Origin of the sequence: Flavobacterium aciduliphilum, assembly GCF_003268855.1 — a bacterium.
In the GTDB taxonomy this organism is placed as follows: Bacteria; Bacteroidota; Bacteroidia; order Flavobacteriales; family Flavobacteriaceae; genus Flavobacterium; species Flavobacterium aciduliphilum.
Window position 1 is genome coordinate 82,481 of sequence record NZ_QLSZ01000001.1, and the last position, 13,781, is coordinate 96,261.

Genomic DNA, 13,781 nt, shown 5'->3' on the forward strand with positions numbered 1-13,781 from the left:
TAAGTTGACCGTTTAGCAAGTAGAAAATACGAAGTACAAAGTTTGAAGTTGATTTTTAAAATTAATTTTTGTGTGATGATTCCAAAATTAAAAATCAAGCGCCCTCTATTTTATTTCTTCATAATGTAATACTTTTGCAGGAAGAAAATCGTTTTAACTAAAAATAACATGAATACCGATAAATTATTTGAATTAGCTTTTTATACCCTACCAGCCGTAGTAACAGGATTGGTCGCTTTATATTCATTTAAAAACTTTTCAAAAAATGACGAGCATAGAAGACGTTTTATGTTGATGCGTGAAAATCAAAAACAGACGCTTCCAATCAAATTACAAGCATACGAACGATTGGCTTTGTTGCTAGAACGCATCAATCCCTCCAAATTATTACTCCGTGTACCGCCAGTTAACGACAATAAAAATGACTATCAGAATATTTTAATTCATCATATCGAACAAGAATTTGAACACAATCTAACCCAACAAATCTATGTTTCAGACGAGAGTTGGACTTTGATTGTCACAGCGAAAAATTCGATTATTCAAAACATTCGTAAAACGTGTCTGAAAGCTGATATTGTCAATGCAGACAAACTTAGAGAAGAAATTATGACCCAATTATTTCAAACAGAATCGCCTACTCAAATTGCTTTAGATCACTTAAAATCAGAAATTAAAGAATTTTTATCATAAGTATTAATTAAGGATAAAACCTAGTAGTAAATTGATATAATATTTTGAATCCCGATTTCCTAAAATATCAAGCTCAAACTTCCCCCTATCCTTTAGGAATGGAAGTATCACATGCCATTGGTAGTTACATTTACGATACTAATGGTAAAAAATATTTAGATTTTGTAGCGGGGGTTTCAGCATGCTCCTTGGGGCATCAACACCCCAGAGTCAATCAAGCCATAAAAGACCAATTGGATAAATATTCACACGTAATGGTATATGGCGAATATTCGCAAAGTCCAGCCGTGCAGTATTGCAAACTTTTGGTTTCTCATTTACCTAAAGAACTCAATAAGGTCTATTTAGTAAATTCGGGAACTGAGGCGTGTGAAGGTGCGCTAAAATTAGTTCGAAGAGTCACAGGTAGAAGTCAACTCATTTCTTGTCATCACGCCTATCATGGCAATACAATGGGTTCCATGAGTGTGATGGGATTTGAAGAACGCAAACAAATTTTTAGGCCCTTAATCCCCGATGTGGATTTTATCACGTTCAATAACGAAGCTGATTTGGAGAAAATCACAACCAAAACAGCTGGAATTATCTTGGAGAGCATACAAGGAGGCGCAGGATTTATAGAGCCGAAAAATGATTTTCTCGCGAAGGTAAAAAAACGATGTGAAGAAGTGGGCGCACTGCTTATTATAGATGAAATCCAACCCGGATTTGGACGCACAGGAAAACTTTTTGGATTTGAAAATTATAATGTGGTTCCCGATGTAGTCATTATTGGAAAAGGAATGGCTGGAGGCATGCCTGTGGGCGGATTCATTGCACATGAAAAATATATGGATTTGTTGAGTCATGATCCAAAATTAGGGCATATTACTACTTTTGGAGGACATCCTGTAATAGCCGCAGCTTGTTTGGCAACCTTACAAGAAGTATTGGAACAAGACTATGCCAAACAATCCCTAGAAAAAGAACAATTGTTTAGATCGCTTTTAGTACATCCCTTGATTGAAGAAGTGAGAGGCAAAGGATTGATGTTGGCTGCTATGACTGCCGATGCTGAAATAACTAATCAAGTTATTTTACGATGCCAAGATAGAGGTTTGATTTTATTTTGGTTGTTGTTTGAAGGAAAAGCCATACGCATCACTCCGCCTTTAACAATTTCTGAAGACGAAATTAAAGAAGGCTGTAAGATTTTGCTAGAAGTTATGGATGAAATTCACCAATCCACATAAGACATCTCTTTGAAAATCAGCTTTATTACTAAAATAACTTGTTAATTAAATTGTTCAAAACAAAACGCTTTTTTACCTAACGCAAAAAAATAGTTTACTACCTTTATTTTTGAAAAAATAAGACTACAATGCACTTAGATCACGAAGAAGACGACTACAATTTATCTTTATCTAGATTTGAATCTATGTTAAAAACTAATAAAGTTTTTTTCTTTGATTCTGAGGAATTTGAAGAAATCATCCTTCACTATCTTGATACAGGAAGAACAAGTTTGGCAAAAAAAGCTTTGAAACTTGGTTTGGAACAACATCCAAAATCAACAGGATTGAAATTAGTTCAAGTGGAGTTATTGATTTACGAGGACAAACTAGAGGTCGCAGAAAAAATGCTCAATGAACTCTATGCCTTGGAACCACATAATGAAGAAATTTACATCCAAAAAGCGAACATCTATTCCAAACGTGACAATCATGAAAAAGCGGTTGCGCTTTTGGAAGAAGCTTTAAAATACACAGAAGATTATGCCGATGTGTACAACTTAATTGGTATGGAGTATCTTTTTATGGATAATCTAGAATTGGCCAAAGCTAATTTTATCAAGTGCCTTGATGAAGATCTTGAAGATCAATCAGCTCTTTACAATGTTATTTATTGCTTCGAATTCTTAGACCAATATGATGAGGCAATTGCTTTTTTAAAAAAATATATAGACCGTAATCCCTACAGTGAAATTGCCTGGCATCAAAAAGGGCGCTTGTATTATTCTATTAAGGCGTATGAAAGTGCCGTAAGAGCTTTTGAATATGCAACCTACATTGATGAAACTTTTTTGGGTGCTTTTATGGAAAAAGGGAAAGCGCTAGAACGTCTAGAACGTTATGAAGAAGCTATTGAAAGCTACCAAAGAACCATCGAATTGGAGGATCCTACTTCCTATGCGTTGCTACGAATTGGAAAGTGTTTTGAAAAAATAGGAAATACCACTGAGGCACTTACGTATTATAATCAAACGGTACATGAAGACCCTCTATTAGACAAAGGATGGATTGCCATCACAGATTATTATGTTAGATTAAAAAATTTCCGAAAAGCATTATATTTTGTCAATAAAGCCTTGGCTATAGACGATCAAAACCAGGCGTATTGGAAACGTTTTGCAACTATTAATAAAGCTTTACAAATGCATGAAGAAGCCGAATATGGTTACAGAAAAGCCATTGAATGTGGTAATTTTGAATTGGACACTTGGCTGTTTTGGGCAGATAGCTTGCTCCTTTTGGGTGAAATAGAAAGTGCTTTTATAGCGTTAGAGCAAGCACAAGAACATTATCCAAAATCTTATGAAATATCCTATCGACTAGCTGGGTTGCATTTTCAAAATCAAGAAGATGAAAAAGGGTTTTCCAACCTAAAAAATGGATTGAGCTTAAGTTTTAAAAACCATAAAATACTAAAAGAACTATTTCCTACGTGTTGGAACAATTCTTCTATTCAAGACTATATTAAAAACTTTAAAAAATAATGAAGACGTGCTGCCTATTCATGCTTCTTAGTATGGGAATTTGTTTTGGACAAGCAAAAAAAACAAATCAATCCAAAAAAGAAAACTCTAAAAGTGAAAAAGTTGTAGTTGAAGAGCGCAATCCAAATACCCTAACTGACAGTCAAGATGCTCCTGTGTTTGATGAAGGTCCTGATAACACGACCCCATTGAATGCCTCTAGTGCTGAAGTAAAACCTACTTTTCCTGGTGGCGAAAAGAATTTTTACATGTATTTTTCTAAAAATTTTCATTATCCTGAAGACATGATTGACACGAACCTAAAAGGTCAAATTATAGCTTCATTTATTGTTGAAAAGGATGGCTCCATTACTGATATTAAAATTGTTCGCGGACTACATGTGAGTACAGATAAAGAAGTTTTAAGAGTTTTAAAAATGATGCCTAAATGGTTACCCGCCGAGCAAAATGGCAAAAAAGTGAGATGTTCATTCATGGTTCCTATTTCAGTTTATGCCTCCAACTAATAGTAAATACGGATTATTAGGAAAAAATATTTCGTATTCCTTTTCTAAAAAATATTTTACTGAAAAATTTTCAACATTACATCTAAATTGTACTTATGAAAATTTTGATATACCTTCTTTAGAGGATTTTAAAACTTTGTTACAAAACAATCCCGACCTCAAAGGACTTAATGTAACCATACCTTATAAAGAAGCTATACTTCCTTATTTGGATGCTCTTTCAAAAAAAGCTTCTAAAATTGGTGCCGTCAACGTGATTAGAATCACCAAAAAAGGGAAGTTAAAAGGATACAACTCGGATTGGTATGGCTTAAAAAAATCATTGTTTCCCTTATTAGAAAATCATCATAAAAAAGCGCTTTTATTAGGTACAGGCGGGGCTGCCAAAGCTGTTGCTTTTGCACTAGAACAACTACAAATACCCTATCGTTATGTTTCGAGAACTAGACAAAACGAAGGATTTGTTTATGACGAATTGAACCAAGCACTATTGGAAGAGTATCAAATCATCATCAACTGCACCCCTCTGGGTACCAGTCCAAATACGGATGCTTGCCCACCCATTCCCTACCAACACCTTACAAAACAACACATCGCTTTTGATTTGATATACAATCCTGAAGAAACCACTTTTTTAAGTCGTGCAAAAGCTATGGGAGCACAAACCCAAAACGGATATCAAATGTTGGTCTTTCAAGCTGAAAAAGCATGGAAAATATGGAACAAGTAATTGATAATTAAATCCATACGCTTTTCTTTTAACATAATACATTAGAGAAACCCTTGTTTCTTTGGTTATTTATAGATTCTTTAGTATCTTTCGCCTCAAATTTTGTATAACCTTACACATTTAAACAAATGTCTGAAGAAATGAATGATAACCTACCTGTCAACGAAAACTTGGTAGACGGAAACGCAAACAACGAATCACAAAACGTGATAGAAACTGAAAATCAACCTATTGAAATCATTGAATCTTCAACAGAAGAAACGGTTGAAGTTTCACAACCCGAAGATGCCACAGAAGTATCAGAAAATGATGCTGTAATTGATGCCATTACCAATTTAAATGCCGAAGAAAGTGAAGACGAAAGTTTGAAAGAGCGCTATGATATGCCTCTTCAAGATTTTGAAGCTTTACCAATGGAAAAATTGGTAGATACTTTGGAAGAACTTGTGGCTCACGAAAACTTCATGTCGGTTAGAGAGCATGTTGAAGAAGTAAAAAAAGCTTTTTTATCTAAATTTTATCATTTAAAAGACGAGAAAAAAGACGAATTTTTCGCTGAAAATCCGGAAACAACTGAGGAATTTCAATTTCATTTCCCTTTAAAAACTAAATTTGATACTTTATACAATCAATACAGAGATAAAAAAGCAGCTCATTTCAAGTCGATTGAAAATAACCTGAAAGCCAATTTAGAAAAGCGAATGGCTATTGTTGAGGAATTAAAAAATTTGGTTCACAACCCAGGTACTAATATCGCAAATGTATTGAAACAGCTTAATGACATTCGTGATCGTTGGAAAAATGCGGGTCCCATTCCGAAAGATAAATACAATCATGTTTGGAATAATTATCATTTCCATATTGAAAATTTTTATGATTTCCTTCATTTAGACAGAGAAGCTAGAGATATAGAATTTAAAAATAATTTAGAACACAAGCAACGTATTATAGCTCGTGTGACCGAGTTATTGGAAGAAAACGACATTAACAAAGCGTTCCGTGAATTGCAAGATTTGCATAAAATATGGAAAGAAGATATTGGTCCTGTTTCAAAAGAACATCGTGAAGCTCTTTGGAATGAGTTTAGCGATCTTACCAAAAAAATGCATGACAAGAGAGAAGCTTTCTACGAAAGTTTTAGAATGAGGGAGACCCACAATCTTGAGAAGAAAAACGCCATCATTGCCCAACTAGAAGGCTTAGCCCAAGAAAAAGTAGACTCGCACCAAGCTTGGTTAGGACAAATTGAAAAAGTAGAAGCGCTTCGAAACGAGTTTTTTTCAATAGGTAAGGTGCCTAGTGATGTTAATGAAGCTACATGGACTTCTTTTAAAACGGCTGTTAGAAATTTCAACGTATTGAAGAATTCGTTCTACAAAGAAATCAAAAAGGACCAAAACGAAAATCTAGCCAAAAAACAAGCTTTGATTGCTCAAGCTAATGAATTAAAAGATTCTGAAGATTTTGCAGCAACTACACCTATAATGAAACAAATTCAAGAGGATTGGAAGTTAATTGGACACGTTCCTAGAAAATTTTCAGACGACCTTTGGAAAGAATTTAGAGCCGCATGCAATCACTATTTTGAGCGATTAAAAGACAGTAGAAAAGAAGAAAATGCAGAAGAATTAGCTGCTTTTGAAAAGAAAAAAGAATACTTAGAAAGCATGAAAAGTTTTGAATTGGTAGGCAATCACAAAACTGATTTAGATGCTATCAAAGCACATATTGAAGCATGGAAAAGCATTGGAAAAGTTCCCTTCAATAGAAGACATATTGAAGGTAAATTCAATAAAATATTGGATGCTTTATTCGAAAAGTTGAGCTCTAGTAAAAAAGAAAGTGAGCAAATGCGTTTTGCAAATAAGTTGGATGCTTTAGCAAGTGCTGATGATTCTCGAAAACTTGATAATGAAAAAGTATTCATTATTCGTAAAATTGAGGAGGTTCAAAATGAAATTTTCCAACTAGAGAACAACATTCAATTTTTCCAAAATACCAAAAATGCTAAAAAAGAAAATGCTATTGTGGTAGAGGTACGAAAAACAATTCAGAAACATAAAGAAGAATTGCAGTCTTGGAAAGATAAGTTGAAACAAATAAACGAACTTAATAAACAAGCATAACTTGAAAAGCTCACGTAAATGTGGGCTTTTTTGTTTTATGATAATTATCATTTTTTATTTTTTTTATAGTAAATAATTTTGGTACTTAATATTTCTATGTCATGTCAATTTCATTAATACAAAAATATAATGTGCCAGGACCTCGCTATACCAGCTATCCGACTGTACCGTATTGGGAAGAAAAATTGTTTTCAATTGACTCATGGAAAAAAACGTTTATCCAATCGTTTACAGAAAGTAATCTAGAAGAGGGCATTAGTCTTTACATTCATTTGCCTTTTTGTGAAAGTCTTTGCACCTTTTGTGGATGCAATAAAAGAATCACTAAACGGCATGATGTAGAACATCCTTATATCACTGCGGTACTCAAAGAGTGGGATTTATATTGTGATCTATTTCCCTCCAAACCCCTTATTAAAGAAATTCATCTAGGGGGTGGTACGCCTACTTTCTTTTCTCCTGAAAACCTAGAACTACTTATTCAAGGAATTTTTAAACGCGCTGAAAAAGCAAAAGGACACGAATTTAGTTTTGAAGGACATCCAAATAATACCACTCGAAAACATTTACAAACGCTTTATGATTTGGGCTTTAGAAGAGTGAGTTTCGGAGTGCAAGATTATTCGAATAAGGTGCAAACCGCTATTCATCGTATACAACCTTTTCATAATGTGGCAAAAGTAACGTTTTGGGCAAAAGAAATCGGATATACTTCTGTGGGACATGATTTAGTTTTTGGACTTCCTTTTCAATCTTTGGAAGATGTGATTGACACTATTGATAAAACCAATTCGCTTCAACCCGATAGACTGGCTTTTTATAGTTATGCTCATGTGCCATGGATTAAAGGAAATGGACAAAGAGGATTTAGAGATGAAGACTTGCCTAAAAATGAAGAAAAAAGAACTTTGTATGAGGAAGGTAAGAAAAGATTAGCGCTCAATAATTACCATGAAATTGGCATGGATCATTTTGCCCTCAAAACAGATAGTATGTTTCATGCCTTTAATGACAGAAAACTTCATAGAAACTTTATGGGCTATACCTCTTCTAAAACCCAACTCATGATAGGTTTAGGAGTCTCTTCCATTAGTGATAGTTGGTATAGTTTTGCGCAAAATGAAAAAAACATCGAAGACTATTATGCCCGTTTAGAACAAAATGAATTACCCGTTTTTAGAGGACATCTTCTAACTTCTGAAGATTTAATTATAAGAAAACATATTTTAAATTTGATGTGTCAATTTGAAACTTCTTGGGAAGATGACCATCACTTTTTTCCCGAATTACAGGATATAATGGAGCAATTACATGAAATGGAGCACGACGGACTCATTGAAATATTTCCTAAAAAAATTAAAGTCACTGAAAAAGGAAAACCGTTTGTTCGAAATTTATGTATGGCTTTCGATTTACGTTTAAGGAGAAATACGCCTCAAACCGAATTGTTTTCTATGACTGTATGATAAAAAAAAGCCTCAAAAGAGGCTTTACTTTTTAACATATCCGTGTTTAAATTCCCGCAACAGTCTTAATTTCATCAATAATCCTGATAGCGAGTGCATCGGCTTCTTGTTGCGTGGGCGCTTCCGTATATATCCGGATAATAGGCTCCGTATTTGATTTTCTAAGATGTACCCATTCGGTAGCAAAATCAATTTTAACCCCATCAATAGTATTAATTTCTTCTTTTTTGTAACGCGCTGTCATCGCTTCCAATATGGCGTCTACATCAATTTGAGGGGTCAACTCAATCTTATTTTTACTCATATAATATTGTGGATAGCTTGCTCTCAATTCGGCCACCGACTTCTCTTGGTTTGCCAAATAGGTCAAGAATAAGGCCACGCCCACTAAACTATCACGACCATAATGCAATTCTGGATAGATGATTCCCCCATTTCCTTCACCGCCAATGATAGCTTGAGTCTTTTTCATTAATTCCACCACATTTACCTCTCCTACGGCACTCGCTTGATAATTGCCGTTATGCTTTTGAGTAATGTCTCGTAAAGCACGAGAAGAACTCATATTTGAAACTGTGTTTCCTGGAGTTTTACTCAATACATAATCGGCAACAGCGACCAAAGTATATTCTTCTCCAAACATTTCCCCATCGTTAGAGATAAAAGCTAAGCGATCAACATCGGGGTCAACAACAATTCCAAAATCGGCTTGTTCTTCTACAACTAATTTACAAATATCCTCCAAATGCTCCTTCAAAGGCTCAGGATTGTGAGGAAAATGACCGTTTGGCTCACAGTACAATTTTACAACTTCTACCCCCATTTGCTCCAATAAATTTGGAATAATGATACCCCCTGAAGAATTAACAGCATCAACAACTACTTTGTATTTTTTAGTTTTCACCAATTCGGCATCCACAAGAGGAAGATTAAGCACTTCATCGATATGAATGTCCATGTATGCATCGTTTGTCGTAATGGTTCCTAATGAATCTACGTCAACAAAATCAAAAGATTCAGTTGCAGCCAATTCTAAAATTTTAGCTCCATCTGCTCCACTCAAAAACTCTCCTTTTGCATTGAGTAATTTGAGCGCATTCCATTGTTTTGGGTTATGCGAAGCTGTTAAAATAATACCTCCATCTGCTTTTTCCAAAGGAACCGCCACTTCAACCGTTGGTGTGGTAGATAACCCCAAGTCAATGACATCAATTCCTAAACCAATTAATGTGTTCACAACTAAATTATGAATCATTGGCCCCGAAATTCTTGCATCACGACCTATTACCACGGTCAACCTATCTTTATTTATATTTTGTTTCAAAAACATCCCATAAGCCGACGCAAATTTAACCGCGTCAACTGGTGTTAAATTATCTCCGACACCTCCACCAATAGTGCCTCGGATTCCTGAAATTGATTTTATTAATGTCATAAAAAAATAAATGTTTTGATTCTATAGATACGAAAAACTTTTAAAAGTAATATATTTACAAATCTATAAAAAACTTCGAGTCTACCTCGTATCTATTTTAAATAATTTTATGAATTTTTTAGCGCATATTTATCTATCGGGAGACGATGAAGCATTGAAAATTGGAAATTTCATGGCAGACAGTGTTCGCGGAAATCGTTATTTGGCATACGAAGGGAACCTACAAAAAGGAATTTTACTGCATCGAGCTATTGATACGTTTACTGACGCGCATCCCATTTATAGAAAAAGTAAACACCGCTTGCATGAAAAATATGGGCATTATTCGGGAGTGATTATGGATATTGTATATGACCATTATTTAGCAAAAAATTGGAATAACTATCACAGTACCCCGCTGGAATTATACGCTCAACATTTTTATCACCTTTTACGAAATCATTATGACCTTCTAACGGAAAAAACTCAGCAAATGATTCCTTATATGATTGCTCGAAATTGGTTAGTAAGTTATGCCTCACTAGAAGGTTTGGAGAGGATACTTTTTCAAATGGATCATCGTACTAAAAATAGAGTAAACATGCAAGAAGCCATAATAGAAGTCAAAAAATATTATTCCGAATTTGAGGAAGAGTTTACCCTATTTTTTGAAGAATTAAGAGCCCATTGTCAGAAGAAATTAATTGAATTAAAATGAATTTCATAAACGATTTAGAACAAGAAATGCGTCAGAATAGCAACAGAGAAGCTGCGGTTCCGATGGAAAATTATATGAAAAACAAATTCCAGTTTTTAGGCATTAAAACCGAAGAACGAAGAACTATTTTCAAAACCAATTACGAAAAACACAAAGCCGAAATCAAAGCACATTTTAGGACCATTGCTTGGGAATTATTTAATAAAAAAGAACGCGAGTTTCATCAATGTGCTATCGATTTATTAGTAAAAGAGTTTAAAAAAAATTACGTTCTGGATGATATCCAATTCATTGAAAAGTTGATTAGCACCCACTCATGGTGGGATTCGGTTGATGTTGTCGCAAAATATTTACTTGGTGGCTATCTACAGCAATTTCCTAATGAAACCTATCCTGTTATAGAACGCTTTTCAAATTCGGAAAATATGTGGTTGAACCGAAGTGGTATCATTTTTCAATTGAGTTATAAAAAAAAAACCAACTTTGATTTATTAAAAGCTGAATGTGAGAAACATAAAAATTCAAATGAGTTTTTTATTCAAAAAGCGATTGGTTGGGCGTTACGTGATTACAGTCGGTACAATCCTAGTGGGGTTACTGAATATGTGAATGCTACCCATTTGAAACCTTTGAGTCAGCGAGAAGCGTTGCGAAATATTAAATAATTACATGGATCCTAAAAGTGTTGTAAAAACAACTTTCCTTTCGCTACCGAAATCTTTAGAGTTTTCGTAAAAATAGATGGTTTGTCTCACATTGGTTGTTGAAGTCACACCTGATTTTGTTCTGGTAACCGTGTAATTGGTCATCCAACTTTGATAATCCACACCATCATAACGCACTTCATCAGAAACAGTAAATAGCAACGGCTCTGAAATCAATAATTTCTGAACAAATTGTGATAATGGAATCTTATCGAGGGTTTCTGAAGTAAAATCGATGACCATTACCCTTGGATTTTGAAACATCAAATAGATTGTATTGATAACTTCTTTTTTCCCATCAGCATCTAAAGTAGCATCGGTGAGCATTTGAAAATAAGCAAAGGCATCGGCTACTTTAGTTTTAGAATTGTCTTGATAAGCATTCAGTACTTTGGTAGTAAATCTTTGACTTAAGGAGGTAACCGTAAAATCCTTTTGCACCTTTTTCTCACTCACACTTTCTTGCATAGTAGATTGAGCCTCTGTAAAGAAACCACACAACAGAACTAGAATAAGGAAAACGTTCTTAATCATATTATTCTTGTTTGATTCTGATGAATTGAATTTTATTGTCAGCATCATTTTTAATCTCAACAATCTGTAACTTTTTTAAAGAAGGTGTAGGCACAATTAACTTTTGTGAAAACTCTTTCTTATTAAAATATTCAGCACCCAAATCTTCTTTGAGCATTACAATTACCTCAAGGTCATCGGACAATATCTTATTCAACTGCTCTTTTCTTGTTTTCCAATCTTTAATGTCCGACACCATAAAAGCCTTGAGCACCATCGCATAATCATCAGGTTTTAAATCGATACTTTTAGGTGGTTCAGTTTTGGAATTATTCACATTTAAAACCACCGTTTTAGATCGGTAAAACGGACTCTTAATGACTAACTTCGTGGGCTTTTCATCCGCATTAGAAACTTGAACCTTACCTTCGTGTATTTCTAATTCTTTTTGTACCGAATCTTTTACTTCAAATACTTTTACTTCTTTACTATTGACCTGCTCTTTAGTAAATTCGTTTTTTAGCTGAATGGTATGTGAAGCCGTTTCTTTTTTGTTTAAAAACACCCAAAAAACCACCAATGGAACCAACAACAGCAACCACCACTTTTTAGAAGTTTTAGATTGTTCTGATGACGTGTTTTCAATAGTTTGAACTATTTTTTCTTCAAATGAAAACTCATCCCAACCCGAAAACCCAACAAATTCCGACAGAATGTTCAGCATATCTTTTCTCGGAATCTTATGGTTTGTTTCAGGTTTTAAATGCGTGTAAATCCATTTTTCACTAATCGATTGTTTGCATTGCACTTCGATTAAGCCAATCAAATTTTGAATGTCCTGCGAACTGAATGTTTTCCAGTTGCCTTGAAAAAAAGGATACTGCTCTTGGTATTTCAAAAGCACCTTGTGTTTCAATTCCTGAAATTTTTCAAGTTCGGTCATGCTACTAATTCGATTCAAAAGTAAAAATACCCTTAGATTTTATCACTGAAAATCCACTGTAAATGTGCTGTAAATGTAAGTAAAAAACTTTACAGTAAGTAGAAAGTGGTTTTACCAAACCTACTTTGGAAAGCAGCCGTACTATTGCAACAGTAATCTTAAAAACAATTTTATTATGAAAACAAATTTGATGACCGCTATGCTTCTTTTAGCAACCTTTTCAATGACCCACGCACAAGACATGGGCAATGCACAATACGAGAAAAAAGGCAACGCCGATTATGGTAATGCTGGCTATGGTTACGGCAGCTATACGGTGAACCGAGTGAATACCATTCCGACTACTTCCAGTAGCCAAGATGAAATGGTGATTGTTATTAAAGGAATTTACAACGAGCGCGCTACTGCACAAATTGCCACTTTTGCTGTCTTACAGTTGGGTAAAACGGCCGAAGAAGCCACTTATTTAATTGACGAACGCATTGGCAATGTGATGAAAGAACTAAGTGCTTTCAATAAAGAGATTGAGGTGGAAACCGACATGATTTCGTTTGTTCCAACCTATGACTACGCAGTCGATAAAAAGATTTTCAATCCGAAAACGTATAATGAAAAACCATCTGGATTTGAATTGAAAAAGAACATTCTCATTAAATTTAGAAACAACAACGACTTTGACAAAATATTAGCTATTTGTGGTAAAAATGAAATCTATGACATCGCTAAAGTAGATTATGTCACTACCAATTTTGACCAAGTGAGAAGCACGATGCAAAAAAGAGCTTTAGAAGTATTTAGAGATCAAATGGCCAATTACTCTTCTATCATGAACACGGATTTGAGTAAAAAAGAAAAAATCATTCAAGAAGGCTTTAATGTGACCTATCCAATGGAAAGCTACAGAAGTTATCAAGCGTTTTCACAAGCCGATGCTAGTTTTGATCCTAAAAGCGAGGTGCATAATATTAAAAAGAACACCACACAATACTACAATCAAGCATTGGTGAAAGACCATAATTTTGTAATCAATCCCGACATTACGGAGCCAACCATTCAGGCGTTTTATGACATTACCATTCGCATTAAACTGCGTGAAGACCAATTGCCTAAAAACACCATCATTCGCAACAATCGTTACTATGTTATTACAGCTAACGGTGATATCAAATTGTTAAACTTATAATTTCAAAGCTAAGAGGACAATAAATGTCCT

13 protein-coding genes are annotated in these 13,781 nt (G+C 34.5%); 10 read left to right on the plus strand and 3 right to left on the minus strand.

From position 1 onward, the window contains the following. The first annotated feature begins 168 nt into the window (after positions 1 to 168). From CLV55_RS00340 to hemN, 7 genes are all read left to right on the plus strand, one after another. Positions 169 to 693, plus strand: a complete 525-nt coding sequence (locus tag CLV55_RS00340) for a DUF7935 family protein (protein WP_112111751.1) — start codon at positions 169 to 171, stop codon at positions 691 to 693. A 44-nt stretch (positions 694 to 737) separates the two neighbouring features. Next, complete coding sequence (locus CLV55_RS00345; protein WP_112111752.1) at positions 738 to 1,925, plus strand: aspartate aminotransferase family protein; 1,188 nt, start codon at positions 738 to 740, stop codon at positions 1,923 to 1,925. A 128-nt stretch (positions 1,926 to 2,053) separates the two neighbouring features. Next, complete coding sequence (locus tag CLV55_RS00350) at positions 2,054 to 3,448, plus strand: tetratricopeptide repeat protein (protein ID WP_112111753.1); 1,395 nt, start codon at positions 2,054 to 2,056, stop codon at positions 3,446 to 3,448. Further along, entirely contained in the window at positions 3,448 to 3,954 is a 507-nt protein-coding gene (locus CLV55_RS00355) for an energy transducer TonB (RefSeq protein ID WP_112111754.1), read from the plus strand. The genes CLV55_RS00350 and CLV55_RS00355 overlap by 1 nt, the downstream gene beginning before the upstream one ends. Beyond that, positions 3,941 to 4,684, plus strand: coding sequence for a shikimate dehydrogenase family protein (locus CLV55_RS00360; protein ID WP_112111755.1), 744 nt, complete (start codon positions 3,941 to 3,943; stop codon positions 4,682 to 4,684). Before CLV55_RS00355 ends, CLV55_RS00360 begins: the two co-directional genes overlap by 14 nt. A gap of 128 nt (positions 4,685 to 4,812) precedes the next feature. After that, positions 4,813 to 6,810, plus strand: coding sequence for a DUF349 domain-containing protein (locus CLV55_RS00365; protein ID WP_112111756.1), 1,998 nt, complete (start codon positions 4,813 to 4,815; stop codon positions 6,808 to 6,810). Between the two features lie 101 nt (positions 6,811 to 6,911). Further along, positions 6,912 to 8,276, plus strand: a complete 1,365-nt coding sequence (hemN, locus tag CLV55_RS00370) for an oxygen-independent coproporphyrinogen III oxidase (protein ID WP_112111757.1) — start codon at positions 6,912 to 6,914, stop codon at positions 8,274 to 8,276. 46 nt (positions 8,277 to 8,322) lie between these two features. On the opposite strand, the gene glmM is transcribed toward hemN, so the two are convergent. Then, entirely contained in the window at positions 8,323 to 9,711 is a 1,389-nt protein-coding gene (gene glmM / locus CLV55_RS00375) for a phosphoglucosamine mutase (RefSeq protein WP_112111758.1), read from the minus strand. Between the two features lie 109 nt (positions 9,712 to 9,820). On the opposite strand from glmM, the gene CLV55_RS00380 reads away from it, so the two are divergent. Then, the gene (locus tag CLV55_RS00380) at positions 9,821 to 10,408 is read left to right on the plus strand and encodes an acyl carrier protein phosphodiesterase (RefSeq protein WP_112111759.1); all 588 of its coding nucleotides are present in this window, start codon (positions 9,821 to 9,823) and stop codon (positions 10,406 to 10,408) included. Next, entirely contained in the window at positions 10,405 to 11,073 is a 669-nt protein-coding gene (locus tag CLV55_RS00385; protein ID WP_112111760.1) for a DNA alkylation repair protein, read from the plus strand. Before CLV55_RS00380 ends, CLV55_RS00385 begins: the two co-directional genes overlap by 4 nt. On the opposite strand, the gene CLV55_RS00390 is transcribed toward CLV55_RS00385, so the two are convergent. Continuing rightward, positions 11,074 to 11,646, minus strand: coding sequence for a hypothetical protein (locus CLV55_RS00390; RefSeq protein WP_146739513.1), 573 nt, complete (start codon positions 11,644 to 11,646; stop codon positions 11,074 to 11,076). A gap of 1 nt (position 11,647) precedes the next feature. Next, positions 11,648 to 12,568, minus strand: coding sequence for a hypothetical protein (locus tag CLV55_RS00395; protein ID WP_112111762.1), 921 nt, complete (start codon positions 12,566 to 12,568; stop codon positions 11,648 to 11,650). Positions 12,569 to 12,743: 175 nt separating this feature from the next. On the opposite strand from CLV55_RS00395, the gene CLV55_RS00400 reads away from it, so the two are divergent. Further along, positions 12,744 to 13,751, plus strand: coding sequence for an SIMPL domain-containing protein (locus CLV55_RS00400; RefSeq protein WP_112111763.1), 1,008 nt, complete (start codon positions 12,744 to 12,746; stop codon positions 13,749 to 13,751). The last annotated feature ends 30 nt before the right edge of the window (positions 13,752 to 13,781 follow it).

Excerpts from the sequence above, each read along its gene's own strand:
- CLV55_RS00340 (WP_112111751.1), top strand. The coding sequence starts at position 169 with ATGAATACCGATAAATTATTTGAATTAGCTTTTTATACCCTACCAGCC.
- CLV55_RS00350 (WP_112111753.1), top strand. The coding sequence starts at position 2,054 with ATGCACTTAGATCACGAAGAAGACGACTACAATTTATCTTTATCTAGA.
- CLV55_RS00355 (WP_112111754.1), top strand. The coding sequence starts at position 3,448 with ATGAAGACGTGCTGCCTATTCATGCTTCTTAGTATGGGAATTTGTTTT.
- CLV55_RS00360 (WP_112111755.1), top strand. The coding sequence starts at position 3,941 with ATGCCTCCAACTAATAGTAAATACGGATTATTAGGAAAAAATATTTCG.
- CLV55_RS00365 (WP_112111756.1), top strand. The coding sequence starts at position 4,813 with ATGTCTGAAGAAATGAATGATAACCTACCTGTCAACGAAAACTTGGTA.
- hemN (WP_112111757.1), top strand. The coding sequence starts at position 6,912 with ATGTCAATTTCATTAATACAAAAATATAATGTGCCAGGACCTCGCTAT.
- glmM (WP_112111758.1), bottom strand. The coding sequence starts at position 9,711 with ATGACATTAATAAAATCAATTTCAGGAATCCGAGGCACTATTGGTGGA.
- CLV55_RS00380 (WP_112111759.1), top strand. The coding sequence starts at position 9,821 with ATGAATTTTTTAGCGCATATTTATCTATCGGGAGACGATGAAGCATTG.
- CLV55_RS00385 (WP_112111760.1), top strand. The coding sequence starts at position 10,405 with ATGAATTTCATAAACGATTTAGAACAAGAAATGCGTCAGAATAGCAAC.
- CLV55_RS00390 (WP_146739513.1), bottom strand. The coding sequence starts at position 11,646 with ATGATTAAGAACGTTTTCCTTATTCTAGTTCTGTTGTGTGGTTTCTTT.
- CLV55_RS00395 (WP_112111762.1), bottom strand. The coding sequence starts at position 12,568 with ATGACCGAACTTGAAAAATTTCAGGAATTGAAACACAAGGTGCTTTTG.
- CLV55_RS00400 (WP_112111763.1), top strand. The coding sequence starts at position 12,744 with ATGAAAACAAATTTGATGACCGCTATGCTTCTTTTAGCAACCTTTTCA.